Source organism: Streptococcus cristatus ATCC 51100, from assembly GCF_011612585.1.
GTDB classification, from domain to species: domain Bacteria; phylum Bacillota; class Bacilli; order Lactobacillales; family Streptococcaceae; genus Streptococcus; species Streptococcus cristatus_H.
Window position 1 is genome coordinate 1332449 of sequence record NZ_CP050133.1, and the last position, 15364, is coordinate 1347812.

16 protein-coding genes are annotated in these 15364 nt (G+C 42.1%); 4 read left to right on the forward strand and 12 right to left on the reverse strand.

Annotated features, from left to right (window positions below; translation table 11 throughout):
* Positions 1-74: 74 nt before the first annotated feature.
* Positions 75-623, reverse strand: coding sequence for an HXXEE domain-containing protein (locus tag HBA50_RS06660; RefSeq protein ID WP_045499343.1), 549 nt, complete (start codon positions 621-623; stop codon positions 75-77).
* Between the two features lie 78 nt (positions 624-701).
* A complete protein-coding gene (locus tag HBA50_RS06665; protein WP_045499340.1) occupies positions 702-1442 on the reverse strand; it encodes a lysophospholipid acyltransferase family protein in 741 nt (246 codons plus the stop codon).
* A gap of 157 nt (positions 1443-1599) precedes the next feature.
* Between HBA50_RS06665 and HBA50_RS06670 the strand changes: the two genes are divergently transcribed.
* The 3 genes from HBA50_RS06670 (at position 1600) to HBA50_RS06680 (ending at position 5031) form a co-directional block, all read left to right on the forward strand.
* Positions 1600-3939 carry a cation-translocating P-type ATPase gene (locus HBA50_RS06670; RefSeq protein ID WP_045499337.1) on the forward strand — a complete coding sequence of 780 codons (2340 nt, stop codon included), beginning with the start codon at positions 1600-1602 and terminating at the stop codon, positions 3937-3939.
* A 92-nt stretch (positions 3940-4031) separates the two neighbouring features.
* Positions 4032-4778, forward strand: a complete 747-nt coding sequence (locus HBA50_RS06675; protein ID WP_045499334.1) for a tRNA1(Val) (adenine(37)-N6)-methyltransferase — start codon at positions 4032-4034, stop codon at positions 4776-4778.
* A complete protein-coding gene (locus tag HBA50_RS06680) occupies positions 4768-5031 on the forward strand; it encodes a GIY-YIG nuclease family protein (RefSeq protein WP_045499331.1) in 264 nt (87 codons plus the stop codon). The genes HBA50_RS06675 and HBA50_RS06680 overlap by 11 nt, the downstream gene beginning before the upstream one ends.
* 34 nt (positions 5032-5065) lie before the next feature.
* Here HBA50_RS06680 and lacD read toward each other — a convergent pair whose 3' ends face one another.
* From lacD to cshA, 10 genes are all read right to left on the reverse strand, one after another.
* Positions 5066-6046, reverse strand: coding sequence for a tagatose-bisphosphate aldolase (gene lacD / locus HBA50_RS06685; RefSeq protein WP_045499329.1), 981 nt, complete (start codon positions 6044-6046; stop codon positions 5066-5068).
* Between the two features lies 1 nt (position 6047).
* Positions 6048-6977: a tagatose-6-phosphate kinase gene (locus tag HBA50_RS06690; RefSeq protein ID WP_045499327.1), complete on the reverse strand. Its 930-nt coding sequence runs from the start codon at positions 6975-6977 to the stop codon at positions 6048-6050.
* 10 nt (positions 6978-6987) lie between these two features.
* Complete coding sequence (lacB, locus tag HBA50_RS06695) at positions 6988-7503, reverse strand: galactose-6-phosphate isomerase subunit LacB (protein WP_045499324.1); 516 nt, start codon at positions 7501-7503, stop codon at positions 6988-6990.
* A 30-nt stretch (positions 7504-7533) separates the two neighbouring features.
* Positions 7534-7959, reverse strand: a complete 426-nt coding sequence (lacA, locus tag HBA50_RS06700; RefSeq protein WP_005590669.1) for a galactose-6-phosphate isomerase subunit LacA — start codon at positions 7957-7959, stop codon at positions 7534-7536.
* A gap of 145 nt (positions 7960-8104) precedes the next feature.
* Positions 8105-9001, reverse strand: coding sequence for an aldose 1-epimerase family protein (locus HBA50_RS06705; protein ID WP_045499321.1), 897 nt, complete (start codon positions 8999-9001; stop codon positions 8105-8107).
* 164 nt (positions 9002-9165) lie between these two features.
* Positions 9166-10641: a PTS galactitol transporter subunit IIC gene (locus HBA50_RS06710; RefSeq protein WP_045499318.1), complete on the reverse strand. Its 1476-nt coding sequence runs from the start codon at positions 10639-10641 to the stop codon at positions 9166-9168.
* Between the two features lie 52 nt (positions 10642-10693).
* Complete coding sequence (locus HBA50_RS06715) at positions 10694-10999, reverse strand: PTS sugar transporter subunit IIB (protein WP_005590672.1); 306 nt, start codon at positions 10997-10999, stop codon at positions 10694-10696.
* Between the two features lie 20 nt (positions 11000-11019).
* Positions 11020-11496: a PTS sugar transporter subunit IIA gene (locus tag HBA50_RS06720; protein ID WP_045499315.1), complete on the reverse strand. Its 477-nt coding sequence runs from the start codon at positions 11494-11496 to the stop codon at positions 11020-11022.
* 327 nt (positions 11497-11823) lie between these two features.
* On the reverse strand, positions 11824-12570 hold the full coding sequence (locus HBA50_RS06725; RefSeq protein ID WP_005590674.1) for a DeoR/GlpR family DNA-binding transcription regulator: 747 nt from the start codon (positions 12568-12570) through the stop codon (positions 11824-11826).
* A gap of 286 nt (positions 12571-12856) precedes the next feature.
* Positions 12857-14431, reverse strand: a complete 1575-nt coding sequence (gene cshA / locus HBA50_RS06730; protein WP_045499312.1) for a degradosome RNA helicase CshA — start codon at positions 14429-14431, stop codon at positions 12857-12859.
* Positions 14432-14788: 357 nt separating this feature from the next.
* On the opposite strand from cshA, the gene HBA50_RS06740 reads away from it, so the two are divergent.
* Positions 14789-15175, forward strand: coding sequence for a hypothetical protein (locus HBA50_RS06740; protein WP_045499309.1), 387 nt, complete (start codon positions 14789-14791; stop codon positions 15173-15175).
* Positions 15176-15364 lie beyond the last annotated feature (189 nt).

A 15364-nucleotide genomic window follows, 5' to 3' on the forward strand; every position in this document is an offset into this window, starting at 1 on the left:
CATATTTTAAAATCTTTATTTTGCAAGAAGTCGTATAGATAGAAAGGCCATTGACAAAAATAGAAGCTGCAATATCAGTCTGCTTTGCTTATCCTGTATATCCAAGCTTCTATCTTTTGAGATCTGCTATGTAAAAAAGCCAGATTTGCCAAAAGAAAAGCCATGACCAGTGCGCTTAGAATCAGAAGCAGCGACCAAGAAACCGACTGCTGACTCAGATAAAGGACAAAGACTAAGATGAGTATAGGAAAAGTTGTCAAAGCTGTGAAGCCGCCCGGTACCCAGCGACGAAAGCGAAACACTTGCATAATATGGCCCAGCAGATGGAGAGTGTGACAGAAACCAATAGCCAAAGCTAGCTCAGGAATGCGAAATAGAATGGCAAGCAACAAAAGGATAAAAGCCAGTAGAAATTCCTCTGCAATCATCAGAGCAATACTTTCAGCAGAAAGATAACTTCCTCTTCTGGCAATGAACATCTCCTTTTGATAGCCTTGATGGTTTTGATTCTGAGAAATCCAAGGCCGAATCAGGATAATCTCATCAAACTCGTGCAGCATAAACAGTGATAAGGTTACAAAAGATAAAAAAGCAAGAGCCACAGCATCCTCCTTATAAAACATACCTACATTATAACTCACTCACATACAAAAATCAGCTCCCAAGCAAGATTGCTCAGGAAACTGAAGCTGATTAGTTTCTTATTTCCTATGCTTATCTGGATCCCAGACAAAGCTTGCAAGGAAACTAAAAATGAAGGTCAGAATACCAATCAAAGCTGCTGGAATAAAGGCAATTGCTCGTAAAATCCGCCAGAAGATATTTGGTTTTTTACCTGTCTGGTAAGGCGCTACTTCTGCATCCAAGCGGTCAAACTCTGCCTGAATCCGACGAGCCACTTCCTCAACTCCTTCATCGTTCATCTTTTTGATATCAGAAATATCAATTGGATTGCCGAAGTTCATATCCACGCGCTCCCCAGCTGCCAAACCTTTGAGGCTCATGGGACCAGCATAGACAACTGGCATGATCCGAACCTTAGCCATCTTAGCAATCACTGCCACTCCTCCCTTGACATCCGTAGAATGACGGCTGCCGCTCGGGAACATAATAAGGGAACGATTACTCTTTTTCAGCATATTGACAGGGTATTTGATAGCTGACGGGCCAGGATTTTCTCGGTCGATAGGAAAGGCACCACACATGCGAATCCACCAGCCGAACACCCGATTTTCAAAAAGCTGTTTCTTGGCCATGAAAATGAACTGCTTGGGCTTGGTCGCAAAAGCCATGTAAACTGGATCCCACCATGTCCGGTGAGGGGCAACCAAGATATAGTTTTCATCTTGTGAAGGAATCTTCTCTTTATTATGGTAATGGGCATTGCCATTCAAGGTCCACAGGATAAAAATCACTAAACCTCGCAAATAGGTATAAAACATAAACTCTCCTTATTTCAAATTGTGATTGTACTTGAAATTTATTACATCCTTTCCCATTATACCCTATACCCTTATAGTCTGCAATATTTTTCCAAACTTTGGCTGTAACAGCTGATTCTGATAGCCATTTCCATAAAAAAATGGTATCATTAATCTCATGAACAAGAAAGAATTAATCGGTTTAAACCAAATCCAAGTAGATGAAAAGATTTCGCAGGGCTTGACCAACGATTTTACAAGTGACACCAGTACTAGTAACTGGCAAATCGTTAAGCGGAATGTTTTCACCCTTTTTAATGCCCTAAACTTTGTAATCGCTCTGGCCTTGGTCTCTGTCCAAGCCTGGAGTAATCTAGTCTTCTTCGCAGTAATCAGCTTTAACGCCGTCACTGGTATTATTACGGAACTGCGAGCCAAACACATGATTGACAAGCTCAATCTGGTCAGCCGAGAGCTGGTCACAGTTATCCGAGACGGCCAGGAAGTCAAGATTCAGCCAGAAGAAATTGTACTGGGCGATCTGATCAAGCTGTCAGCCGGCGAGCAAATTCCCAGTGACGCCCATGTAATAGAGGGGGTTGCCGAGGCCAATGAAGCCATGCTGACAGGTGAGAGTGATTTGGTTCTCAAGGAAGAAGGCGCCGAGCTGCTGTCTGGTAGCTTTTTGGCTAGTGGGCAGATTTATGCTGAGGTGCACCATGTCGGCGCAGACAACTATGCCAACAAGCTCATGACTGAGGCCAAAACTCTCAAGCCTATCAACTCGCGCATTCTATACAATCTTGCGAAAATTTCTCGCTTTACTGGAAAAATCATTATTCCTTTCGGATTGGCTCTCTTCTTTGAAGCCCTGATGATAAAGGGATTGCCTGTCAAAAACTCTGTCATTACCAGCTCGACAGCTCTTTTGGGTATGCTGCCTAAGGGAATCGCCCTGCTGACAGTCACGTCACTCCTGACAGCTGTCATCAAGCTAGGTATGCGCAAGGTTCTTGTTCAGGAAATGTATTCTGTTGAAACTCTGGCCCGGGTGGATACTCTCTGCCTGGACAAGACCGGAACAATTACCCAAGGTAAGATGACCGTTGAAGCCTTGCATAGTCTGTCAGGTAAGTTTTCTGATGAGACAGTCGGTCAAATCTTAGCAGCCTACATCCAAACAAGCGAGGATAATAACCCAACTGCTCAGGCTATCCGCAAGGGATACGGCCATTTAGAACACACCTATACTAGCGACAATGTCATCCCATTTTCTAGTGACCGAAAATGGGGCGCTATGCATTTATCCAGTGTCGGAACTATCTTTCTGGGAGCGCCTGAAATGCTGCTGGACAGCAATCCTGCAGCGGTTGGAGAGGCTCAAAAACGCGGATCGCGGGTTTTGGTACTGGCTCACAGCGACCAAGTGCTAGACAAACACAGTATCCAACTGCCTGAAGATATGACCGCTTTAGCTGTTCTGGAAATCACTGATCCTATCCGTGAGGGAGCGGCTGAGACGCTGGACTACCTGCGCTCTCAGGATGTTGATCTGAAAATCATCTCTGGTGACAATCCCGTGACTGTTTCCCATATAGCGAGCCAGGCTGGATTTGCCAACTACGACAGCTACATCGACTGCTCGAAAATCAGCGATCAAGAACTGGTTGAGCAAGCAGAAGAAACTGCCATCTTCGGCCGTGTTTCTCCTCATCAGAAAAAACTGCTCATCCAGACTCTTAAGGCCGCTGGTCGGACAACAGCCATGACAGGAGATGGTGTTAATGATATCTTGGCCTTGCGTGAAGCAGACTGTTCCATCGTCATGGCCGAGGGAGACCCCGCAACTCGGCAAATTGCCAACTTGGTCCTTCTTAACTCTGACTTTAACGATGTCCCTGAGATTCTTTTTGAAGGCCGCCGAGTCGTTAACAATATCGGCCGGATTGCTCCGATTTTCTTCATCAAGACCATATACTCCTTTATCCTGGCTATCATCTGTATCGCCAGTATCCTGCTAGGAAAATCTGAATACCTCTTGATTTTCCCATTCATTCCGATTCAAATCACCTTGATTGACCAGTTTGTCGAAGGCTTTCCACCCTTTGTCCTCACCTTTGAGCGCAATATTAAGCCGGTTGAAAAGCACTTCCTCAAACGCTCCCTGCAGCTGGCTCTGCCAAGCTCCCTCATGATTGTCTTCAGCGTCCTATTTGTTCGCATCTGGGGTAGCAACCATGGCTGGAGCGACATAGAAATGGCCACCCTGACCTACTACTTACTAGGCAGCATCAGCTTCTTGTCAGTCATCCGGGCCTGTCTGCCACTCAACCTCTGGCGCGCTCTTCTGATCATTTTTTCAGTCGCAGGCTTCTATCTATCCGCCTTTGTCCTGCAACACCTTTTGGAAATTGCGACGCTGACAGCCGCAACCTTGCCAGTCTATCTGATTCTCATGGTTTTCTTTATCGGAATTTTCATAGCTTGTACTATCAAGCAAAAATATGAATTCAACTAAAATTCGCACCTGACTGTTTCTGTCAGGTGTTTTTTCCTATAAAATTTCTCTTTCTTCTTTGGAATAGCACTTAATCATGCTATAATGTTGGTATGACAGAAGCAAAATTAAAAGACGGAGAAAGAGTCAACCAACTCTTTTCCACTGATATAAAAATCATTCAAAATAGCGAGGTTTTTAGCTATTCAGTCGATAGTGTCCTGCTTTCTCGCTTTCCAAAATTACCCAAACGAGGACTCATCGTTGATCTCTGCGCTGGAAACGGGGCTGTTGGTCTCTTTGCTAGCACACGGACTCAGGCCCAGATTCTAGCGGTAGAAATTCAGGAGCGTCTAGCAGATATGGCCCAGCGTTCCATTGAATTAAATAACCTTGCTCAACAGATGCAGGTCATCCATGACGACCTAAAAAATCTAGGAGCTCATATATCTGGCAGTAAGGTTGACATCATTCTCTGCAATCCCCCCTATTTCAAGGTAGATGAACATTCCAATCTTAACGGCAGTGAGCATTATCTGCTAGCGCGTCACGAAGTTGCTACCAATTTAGAAGAAATTTGCACGATTGCCCAGCGAGTTCTCAAGTCCAATGGCCGCTTAGCAATGGTTCACCGTCCTGACCGATTTTTGGATATTTTAGAAACCATGAAAAACCATAATCTAGCGCCCAAGCGCATCCAGTTTGTCTATCCCAAGCAGGGGAGGGAAGCAAATATGCTCTTAATCGAGGCTATCAAAGATGGTTCACCAGACGGCCTGAAAATCCTCCCGCCCCTCTTTATCCACGAGCAAGACGGCAGCTATACACCAGAAATTCAAGAGATTTACTATGGAAAATAAAGCCTATATGTACGTCCTTGAATGCGGAGACGGCACCCTCTATACAGGCTATACCACTGATGTAGAAGCTCGTCTCAAAACACATCAGGCTGGAAAAGGAGCCAAGTACACCCGTGCCCGATTACCTGTCACGCTTATCTATCAAGAAGAATACCCCGACAAATCTGCAGCCATGTCGGCTGAAGCCCTCTTCAAAAAGAAGAAACGAGCTGAAAAACTAGCTTATATAGAAGAAAAACGTAGTAAGTCCTAAAACTTACTACGTTTTTTGAATTCTAAAATCAAGATTAGAGGCGTTCCTTCCAAGAAGTCGCAGTCTGTTGAAGAACCTTGTTGAGCTCATCAATGTTTTCAAAACCAGTTGTACGAAGCCATTTACGAGCTGCTTCTTCACCGTCTTTAATGTAGGCTTCAACTGACCCTGCCCAGGTTGCACGGCCGCAAAGAACGCCGTTGAAGTTTGCGCCTGATTCGTGGGCAAAGACAAGGGTTTCTTGGAAGAGTCTAGCTGATACACCTGCACTCAAGTAGATATATGGCAAGTTAGTCGCTTCGTCTTGCGCTTTGAAGAAGGCTGCCGCTTCTTCGCGTGTATGCACGATTTCACCATCGCCAAAGCCTTCAACATATTTGACGTTGACTGGAACTTCCACTTTTAAGACATCGATGTTGAAGCGTGGGTCTGAGAAGACCTTCATAGCACCGATAACCTTGTGTGGTTTTACTTTGGCGTATTCTGCAGAACCTGCATCAGCTATTTTTTCATCGTAAGCGAGGATTTCAAGGAAGAACGGAATGTCTTCCGCCACACACTCAGAACCGATGCGTTCGATGTAGGCTTGTTTTTGTTGGTTGAGTTCGTCAGAACTGTCTACATCATAGTAAAGCAAGAATTTGACAGCGTCTGCACCTTGTTCTTTGATGCGTTTGGCAGACCAAATATCCAAGCAGTCTGGCAAGCGTTTGGTGCTTGTTGTGTCGTAGCCAGTTTTCTCATAAGCAAGGAGAAGACCAGCATTTGGAGCAAGTGCTTTTGTAGCTGGAAGTCCGTACTCAGGGTCAAGAAGCATAGAGGATGCGTATTTGGTCAATTCATCTGCAACCAAGACTTTGAGTTCTTCCATTTGAGCAACTGTTGGCTCTTCTGTTTGGTATTGAGCCATGAGGCGTTTCAAAGCACCACGTTGGTCAAAGGCAAGAGCTGAGATGATGCCGTTCTCGTCAGAAAGTTTTTCCAAATATTTGCGTTTTTGTTCTGTTAAAGCCATTTTATACCTCTTTTACTATTAATTGATCATATAGAGCTTGATAGTTGGCCATATTGACATGACCTGTCATTTTTTCTTGAGCATTAAGCATACCAAGGACATTTGCCTTGATGAGGAGTTCTTGATCAGTTTCCTTATGAAGAAGTCCTGATGAAATCCCTGCAACAGTAGAATCTCCAGATCCGACAGGATTGACTACCTGAATTCTTGGAATATCTACCTTGTAGAAAGTACCACCATGTTTAGCAAAAGCACCATTTGCTCCAAGTGAAACGATAATCCACTCAATCCCTGCAAACAAAGGCTCTTGAAGAACTTCTTTTAATTCATCCAAATCCTCAGAAACTTCCTTTCCAAGAAGCTGAGACAATTCTTCGTTATTTGGTTTGATTACTGTTGGTTTGTGGGGTGATTCAAGAACTGCCTGAAGAGCTGCACCTGAGCAGTCCAGAACAACTGGTTTTCCTGCTCGATTAGAAAGTTCTACCAAGCTTGCATAGTAGTCAACTGGAAGACCTGCTGGCAGACTACCAGAGATAGCCACTACTTCCACAGTGTCAAGGAGATCCTCGAAATGAGCCAAAAAATCTTGACCTTCTTGTTCCAGAACTTCAGGCCCTTTCTCAAGGATTTCTGTTTGGTTGTCTCCGTGTAGGATAGCGATACAGTTACGTGTTTCTCCTTGAATTGTGAAGAAATGTTTACTGACCTTATCATCGATATGTTCTACCAAAAACTCACCAAGTTTACCACCGACCAAACCAGTAGCAGCAACAGAATCACCAAATTCTGAAAGAACTCGTGTAACATTGAGACCTTTACCACCAGCTGTCTTGGTCACGTCCACCACACGGTTGACAGTGTCAATTTTTAATTCATCCAAAGGATAAGAAATATCAATGGATGGATTCATTGTGACTGTTAAAATCATGCGTCACCTCTTAGTCGTGGTACTCACCGCGATCCCATTTTTCAAGGAATTCTGTAAAGAAGTTTGCATCTGCTTGATGAGCATTGTGAGTTTCAACGTGCTCGATTTTAGCAATCAATTTTTTATTTTCTTCTGATGGTTTGTATTCAGCATTGATGAAAGCTTCAATGATATCGCACATAAGCAATTCACCAGTAATCTTACCACCAAAACCAATAACGTTGGCATTCAACTGTTCTTTAGCGTAAAGAGCTGTTGTCATATCACGAACCAAGGCAGAGCGTACACCTGGAACTTTGTTGACAGCGTTATTGATACCAACACCGGTACCACAGATACAAACACCAAGATCAGCCTGTCCGCTAACAACTGCTTCCCCCACTTTTTTACCAAAAATTGGGTAGTGTGTACGAGCATGATCGTAAGTACCAAAGTCAATGACTTCATGTCCTTTTGATTTCAAAAATTCTGAAACCGCCATTTTTTCATCTGTTACGATGTGGTCACATCCAATTGCAATTCTCATTTTTATCTTACCTTTCTTACTCTCTACCAATTAGCACATTTTGTTCAACATATCGACCCTGATTTGGTGACGTCCACCGTCGTATTTACCATTAACAAAACCTTTAGCAATGTTTTTCGCCAATTCATCACCAACAGTTTCTGCTCCCATAGTAATCATACGTGAGTTGTTGTGTCCACGAGTCATATAAGCTGAACGTTCATCAGATACTTCTGCGGCAACCATTCCTTTGATTTTAGTTGCGACCATGAATGGGCCAGCACCATAAGCATCAATCACGATACCAAGGTTTTGTTCTTCTTTGTTTACTTCTGCAGCAACAGCAAGAGTCACATCAACAAAATCTTGTCCTTCAGCTGTAACATCCACAACGTGGAAGTTTTCTTTTTCCAAGAAGTCTTTCACAACTTCTTTCAATCTCAAACCTGCAGCATCTGCACCAATGATAATAGACATATTAAGTCCTCCTTTAATTTTCTATATAATGAACTAAAATATTTTAAAACATTAAACGTTATTTGATTCACAAGTTTATAATACAACATTTAGTGTTCGTTGTCAACATTATATGTTTGTTTTTAAACATTTTTAAAATTTTTCTTTAAAAAATAGTAATATCAAATCCAATTTCTTCTTTTTCTCCTGCTGGGAGTAGACGGACATTTTTCTTGCTTTCTAAATAATCTCCCTCTTCTAACGAGGTCGACAAGCCTGACCAAGGTTCCAAGGCTATAAATGGTCCTTTGTTGATAGTTGACCAGATAATCAGATTTGGAAATTCTTGAAAATCCAAACGCAATCCTTTATCATGATTCCGAGAACGAAGGGCAACGGTTCGTGATTTTAGCTCATCAAGAGTCACTGCATCTTGAGCAAAGAGAGCATAGTCCAAAGCCAGTTCTTTTTGATGGTCTAGAAAGCTCGTGCGTTCCAGAAAGTTCAACATTCCAGTTTCAGGATAGGAGAGAGGAACGCTGCAAGTTTCTTCCTTTTCGAACTCCAAATAGTAATCCTCGTAATTTTCATCATCAAGTAAAGGACAGTTAAAGCCGGGATGGCCTCCGATGAAGTACGGCATAGCGCCACTATCTCCACGATTTTCTACGATATACTGGGTACGAAGCTTCTTACCAGTCAAGCTATAGCGAATTGATAAGCGAAAATGATAGGGATAGTTCTGAAACATTTCCTCTGTGTCCTCAATAGCAAAAGTCACACTCGTATCCGTTTGTTCAACCAATTCAAATTCTTTCTTGCGAACGAGACCATGCCGTGGAATGACTCCACTCGCTTCTTGACTATCTTCTAATACATAGTGAGCGGTGTCATTACGCAAACTCCCACAAATGGGGAAAAGAACTGGAGCTTGACCACTCCAATAGGTCGCATCACCCTGCCAGAGGTATTCCACGCCATCCTTATCCTTGATTGAAGAAAGCGCTCCTCCCAATTGCTTAAACTGCACTGTCAATTCATCATTTTCTAGCGTAATCACCATCCAAATCTCCTCTCTACTTCAGAGAAAAAGGCAGGCTTCTGACTTCTCTCTGCTTAGCCTTTTCTATTTATTACATAGGAAAAGCTAGATTATCAACATTCCCATTTGGAAATGGACAATCTAGCTTCCCTAGTCTTACAATATTTAACAATAGTTAACGGATATTATTTTGCTTTTGCTGCATATTCTGCATTCCGTTTGATCATTTGCTTTCTGTACCAAGCAAAGATTCCAATATAAGCACCAAGGAAGACAATAGCACCAATGATAGCTTTAATATCACCTGTAGTAGTATTACCAATAGTCCAGCCCAAGAGTTTTTCGATCGGTCCTTCAAGTGTTGAGTGAGTGATCAATTGAGACTGGCTAACTCCTTCAGGGAAGGCACCTACGCCTTTAGCAAGTTCTGTTGCAAACGGTGCAATCAGGGTACCTGAAAGAAGGAAGAGTGGTAACAAGAGTGTTCCAAAGACAATCATACGAAGCAATTTACCACGAGTAACAACCAGAAGGGCAGGTGTCACACCCATTGCGATGATACCAGCCAATGGCAAGATACCGTTCCCTACATTAGAAAGCAGAACTGCTTCAATCAACATGATTGGGGCAAGTACGTTAGCGCAGGCCCAGATTTCTGCACGACCAGCGATAAATGGCCAGTCAAGACCGATGTTGAATTTACGTCCTTGAAGACGCTTTGTTGCTACATTAGTAATACCTTGTGAAAGTGGTTCCACGGCTGCGATAAACCATGATCCGATAAGTGAGAAGAGCTCCAAGCAGACACCGGCAGTCAAACCGAGAGACAACCATCCTTTAATAACTAATTGCCATGTGTTGCCATCTTCTACACCTGCTACTGGGTGCGGAGTTCCCATGATGCCGATAACTACACCGAGAAGGAAACCGATGAAGAATTTAGATCCCCAGAAACCGATTTTCTTATTCAAAGCGGCAGCATCGAAGTCATATTTGTCCAACCCAGGGAAGAACTTGTCAAAAATCTTATCCAAAACCATGATAACAGGGTTCATCATGTAGTTCATATGAGTTGAAGTCATTGGAGATGAACTTGGTGCATTCAACAAATCATCAAAGGTTGGTTTCATCAAGTCAGAGTTGATAATCTTCAAGACACCAACCAAGACAACTGCTAAAGTTGCAATCAAGAGTGATACAGCAGGACTTACATGGCTCTTATCTGCATACCATTTGATAAGCAAGCCAGTAATTGACAAGTGCCAAATATCAAAGATATCCACATCCAATGTATCTGTTTTCTTCATAGCTAACATCACAACATTGACAATGAGCATGATGAGCAAGAAGTACAGGGTCCATGGAGAACCCCAAGTGATGGTTGCAAGCGGTGCCCAACCAACGTCAGTGATGTTCAACTGGATACCAGTGTTTTCAACGAATTTAGCAAGTGAAGCTGAGAAAGCTCCGTTAAGCATACCGATGATGGCACCGATACCAGTAAGAGCGATGGCAAGTTTGATACCACCTTCAAGCGCTTTGGAGAATTTCACTCCAAAAAGTAAAGCCAATACTGTCAAGATGATCAGCATGATGATAGGACCACCCATATCTAAGATGGGTTTAAAAATCTTATTGGCTAGGTCAATAATGACATCCATAATAATTCCTCCCTTTTTTTGTTATATGAATGTTAGCAAGATAAAGAATAGATTAACTTAGTCCGTGCTCTTTAATAGCTGCTTCAATATTATCAAACACTGGAGCGCTCATTGCAGGAATACGGAACAAGATTGGTCCAGCTTCGATAACTGGGATTCCTGGTTCAAAACCAAGATCTGTTGCAGCGATTGGCGTGAAGATATCATAACCTTGCATTAGATCTTCATTGACATCCTTAACCATCACGGCATCACAATGTACATCATAACCGCGGTTTGACAACTCTTCCTCAAGAGCACTCTTGATTTGGTGACTTGAGTTTACCCCTGCTCCGCAGGCTGCTAAAATTTTAATCATAATAAAATCCTCCGATTTATTTATTTAATAACTTTTGAAATATATTGGAACAACTCTTCTTTTGAGTTCAAAGAAGCTAAACCAGCTAGATTTCCTTCGCTAGTGAAGAAATCCATTAACTGTGCTAAGATATTGGTCTGGCTTGAGCTAGAGTTGTTGATAATAAAGAACAAGAGAGACACTTCAACGGTTTGCGTAGGAGAAATCATATTGTGGAAGGTTACAGGCTGATCTAGCTTAACAACTACCACGTTTTCAGACAAATTATGCGCAATATCCGTATGAGGTATGGCAACATTCGGCAAGTCCTTGCCTAAAAATTCCATATCCAATCCAGTTGGAAACGCCTTTTCTCTTTCAAGTAAAGCGTTTCGATAAGAAGAAGTTACAATTTCTCTTTCTTCTAACAAATCAGCTACTTGATGAAAAAGATCTTCTTGATTTTCTGCATGTAAACAAAACACTAGATTTTCATCAAATAATTGGGCAAGCGCCATTTTATCATCTCTCCTTTTGTTTCTTTTTGTTCGTTTAATTAATTATATCATTATGTGATAGCGCTGTCAATAGTTTGTTTTGTTATTTTTTGTTTATTTGTCTAATAACTTAAATTTTTAATGTTCATATGAAGATGGGACATTTCGTCATTCTGCATGGCTGAAGAACAACACGAGTCATAAGAATATCCTTAGCAAGTCTAAGTTGATATACAGGAACTTTTCGTCCGCTGTTAAATGCAATTATTCATTTGTAATAAGAAATAAAAGCTACGAAATTCGCAGCTTTCAGAGTCTAAAATCAACGTTCATGACAACGCGATCAAATCAGAGGACCTTGGTGTAAGAACTATATTTTGCTCTCACTTTCGGAGAGATATGGTCATCCGTTACAATCGCGTCAATATTGTCCAAACGGTAAAAACTATAGAAAGAATAGCTATCAAATTTGCTATTATCTGCAACAATGTATTTTTCAATTGCATTGTTGAGAATAATGGCATTTCCATTCCCCTCTTCTTCATTGGCAGTCGTCACATTGTGGCCGTCAATTCCGTTCACTCCAATAAAAGCCTTTGATACCTTGATTTCTCGTAAAAGTTTATTGGCAAACTGCCCCACAAAAGTCTGGGTCTTGACCCGATAGCGTCCTCCAATCAAAATCAAATCAAAATTAGGGTAATCCTTCAACTTTTCGAAAATAGGGAGTGAATTGGTTACAATACTGATATTTTTCCCCTCTAAATAATCGCCGATAAAATCCGTTGTAGTACCTGATCCGATAAAAACAGTGTCTCCTTCAGCAATCAAATCAGCACATTTCTTAGCAATCAGCTTCTTTTCTTCTATATTTAACATCGTTTTTTCAGAATGCGAAGCTTCATTCAAGCTATCTTTCACCTTTTTATGAGCTCCACCATGCACCCGAATCAAAAGTCCTTGCTTCTCAAGATCAATCAAATCCCGCCGAATGGTCATATCTGTTACATTCAGCAATTCCTTCAGGTTCTTTACAGACACAACTCCCGTCTGGTCCAGCTCTTGTAAGATCACTTTATGACGACTTTCCTTCATGTACAATCCTCCTTGTTGTTGATGTCTAGAGACGTCTCATCAAAGTTTCCCCTTTGATTCTTAGGTTCCTTGGACACCTCAAATCACTTTAATGTCCATGCACCATTGCTTATATCATTATACTACAATTTTTTCATATAAACAAAAAAATGTATACTTTTTTTCAAAAAAATAGATTATTGTTTGTTTATGCGTTTTCATTGTGCTGTTTTCAAACAAATCTTGAAAGATATTCAAATTATTTTCAATAGAAAAATCCGATGTCAACTGACATCGGATTTTTTGTTTATTTATCGCCTTTATTACGGATAACAAAGCCGGTTTTCTTTTCGCTGGAAGTGCGTTGTGGGCGTTTATTTCCTCTGCTTTCGAAGTCGCGACTGTTCTTGTTTGACTTGCGTTTAAAGTCACGGCGGCCACCCTCTCGATCTTCACGTCCGCCACGGCGATCACGGCCTTGGTCGCCTCGACGACCGTTTCCACGACCACTCTTACCTTTTCCACCAAAACCTCCACCAGATGCTTTAAATGGCAATGGTTTTTCACGGGCGATTTCTACTTCAGGAAGGGTATCTGGATCCTGTACCGTCAAGCTGAGGATATACATAGCCAGCTCTTCTGGGCTGAATTCTGCTGCTAGCTTGCGGGCATCCTTACTGAATTTCTCAAAGTTAGAACGGATGCTTTCGTCTGCAAAATCGCGTTCAATCTTCTTAAGGGCAACTCTTTTCTTAGCTTGGAAAGCTTCCTCTGCAGTCGCTGGCTTAAGGCCTTTCATACGCTTCTTGGTCAGATTTTCGATAATCTGAAGATAGCCCATTTCATTTGGCGCTACGAAAGTGATAGACTGACCTGACTTACCAGCACGACCAGTCCGCCCAATCCGGTGAACATAGCTTTCTGGATCCTGAGGAATATCATAGTTGTAGACGTGGGTCACACCAGAAATGTCCAATCCACGCGCGGCTACATCTGTCGCCACCAAGACATCCAAATTGCCGTTTTTAAAGTCACGGAGGACGCGGAGGCGCTTGCCTTGGTCCAAATCACCATGGATACCCTCTGCTCGGAAACCGCGGATTTTCAGACCACGAGTCAGCTCATCCACCCGGCGCTTGGTCCGACCAAAGACGATTGATAGCTCAGGCTGCTCCACATCCATCAGGCGGGTCATGGTATCAAATTTTTCATGTTCTTTGACACGGATATAATACTGGTCTACAAGCTCCGTCGTCAGCTCTTTAGCAGCAATCTTGACATGCTCAGGCTCCTTCATGAACTTGACACCGATGCGCTTGATAGCATCAGGCATGGTCGCTGAAAAGAGCAAGGTCTGACGTTCTTCTGGCACACGGGAAATGATAGACTCAATATCTTCCAAAAAGCCCATATTAAGCATTTCATCCGCTTCGTCCAAGATTAAGGTTTCAATCTGATTCAGCTTAAGCGCCTTGCGTTTGATCAAATCCAAAAGACGACCAGGTGTTCCTACGACGATATGAGCACCAGACTTGAGGGCCTTGATTTGCTTTTCGATGCTGGAGCCACCGTAGACAGAACGCACCTTGACACCCTTGCTGCGGCCAAAACGGAAAAGCTCTTCCTGACTCTGAACAGCCAATTCACGGGTTGGAGCGATAATCAAAGCCTGCACAGCAGGATTATCTGTATCAATCTTCTCCAGAGTTGGGAAGCCAAAGGCCGCTGTCTTTCCTGTCCCTGTCTGGGCCTGACCAATAACATCCTTACCTGCCATAGCAAGTGGAATTGTCTGCTCTTGAATAGGGCTTGCTTCTACAAAGCCAGCTTTTTCAATCTCTGCTAGTAATTCAGCAGATAAATGTAATTCATTAAATTTCAATGTTCTTCTTCTTTCTAAAGGCGGTGCGAAGCCACCTTATAAGGCTTTTGATACTCAACTATCGAAACATACCAAGTTCTTTTCCCTTGCTAAATCTCGATTTTTTGAGAGTATTCGCTCTTCTCTTCATAAATATGGTCTCTCAAGTCTAGGCACTAAAAAAGCGCCGACTCGGTCGCTAGTTCCCACTGAATAGAAAAACTGTATTTCTGCAACTAACCTAGTATACCACAAAAACACCTAAAAAGATAGGACTTGCTTGTAAAATATTTTATTATATATTTCTTTTGTAAAAAATGAAAACTTGAAAATCATTTTCAAAAATAATATAATCTATAAAGAAGAAAGGAGACAGGTATGAATAAATTTTTACGAGTGACTTTCATTTTACTGATCTTAGCTATGTTGGGCGCGGCTATAATCCAGATTTTCCAGCCCCAGCTCTTGGGCAATGAGTCCATCTACGGCCTAGCTCCCTACTGGCAGCGGGAAATTGGTTTCTGGAATCTGGCTATTCTGCCTTTAGTCATTGCCACCAACATGAAGTATGATTGGTTTTATCTACGTATGACCTTGTTAGCACTGATTCTGGGCGGGCTGGGCTTTGGCACCAATCATCTGCTAGGCTATCTGGAAAAAGCGAATCAAGCGAATCTACTAGGCTGGATTGAAAATTATCTGCTCGTCTGCTGCTGGATCATCGGTTGGGTATTAGAATCTAGAAAAGAAAAAATTGATATATAGAGTATCTACTAACCAATAGTGTAACGATAATCCATATTTATCATAGTTACACTATTGTTTTTTTCCTTATAAATTGTGGTCAATTGAAGAAAATATAAAATCTGGAGAAGATCATAGGGTTCTTCTCCTTTTTGATATGCAAAATGTTAATATTCTTATTTTGAAGTTTTCATAATTGCAAAATAAAAA

Bases quoted from the DNA above. Each gene is read 5' to 3' on its own strand.
- HBA50_RS06665 (WP_045499340.1), bottom strand. From the start codon at position 1,442: ATGTTTTATACCTATTTGCGAGGTTTAGTGATTTTTATCCTGTGGACC.
- HBA50_RS06670 (WP_045499337.1), top strand. From the start codon at position 1,600: ATGAACAAGAAAGAATTAATCGGTTTAAACCAAATCCAAGTAGATGAA.
- HBA50_RS06660 (WP_045499343.1), bottom strand. From the start codon at position 623: ATGTTTTATAAGGAGGATGCTGTGGCTCTTGCTTTTTTATCTTTTGTA.
- lacB (WP_045499324.1), bottom strand. From the start codon at position 7,503: ATGAGAATTGCAATTGGATGTGACCACATCGTAACAGATGAAAAAATG.
- HBA50_RS06720 (WP_045499315.1), bottom strand. From the start codon at position 11,496: ATGGCGCTTGCCCAATTATTTGATGAAAATCTAGTGTTTTGTTTACAT.
- HBA50_RS06710 (WP_045499318.1), bottom strand. From the start codon at position 10,641: ATGGATGTCATTATTGACCTAGCCAATAAGATTTTTAAACCCATCTTA.
- HBA50_RS06715 (WP_005590672.1), bottom strand. From the start codon at position 10,999: ATGATTAAAATTTTAGCAGCCTGCGGAGCAGGGGTAAACTCAAGTCAC.
- HBA50_RS06705 (WP_045499321.1), bottom strand. From the start codon at position 9,001: ATGGTGATTACGCTAGAAAATGATGAATTGACAGTGCAGTTTAAGCAA.
- HBA50_RS06740 (WP_045499309.1), top strand. From the start codon at position 14,789: ATGAATAAATTTTTACGAGTGACTTTCATTTTACTGATCTTAGCTATG.
- lacA (WP_005590669.1), bottom strand. From the start codon at position 7,959: ATGTCTATTATCATTGGTGCAGATGCTGCAGGTTTGAGATTGAAAGAA.
- HBA50_RS06690 (WP_045499327.1), bottom strand. From the start codon at position 6,977: ATGATTTTAACAGTCACAATGAATCCATCCATTGATATTTCTTATCCT.
- HBA50_RS06725 (WP_005590674.1), bottom strand. From the start codon at position 12,570: ATGAAGGAAAGTCGTCATAAAGTGATCTTACAAGAGCTGGACCAGACG.
- HBA50_RS06675 (WP_045499334.1), top strand. From the start codon at position 4,032: ATGACAGAAGCAAAATTAAAAGACGGAGAAAGAGTCAACCAACTCTTT.
- lacD (WP_045499329.1), bottom strand. From the start codon at position 6,046: ATGGCTTTAACAGAACAAAAACGCAAATATTTGGAAAAACTTTCTGAC.
- HBA50_RS06680 (WP_045499331.1), top strand. From the start codon at position 4,768: ATGGAAAATAAAGCCTATATGTACGTCCTTGAATGCGGAGACGGCACC.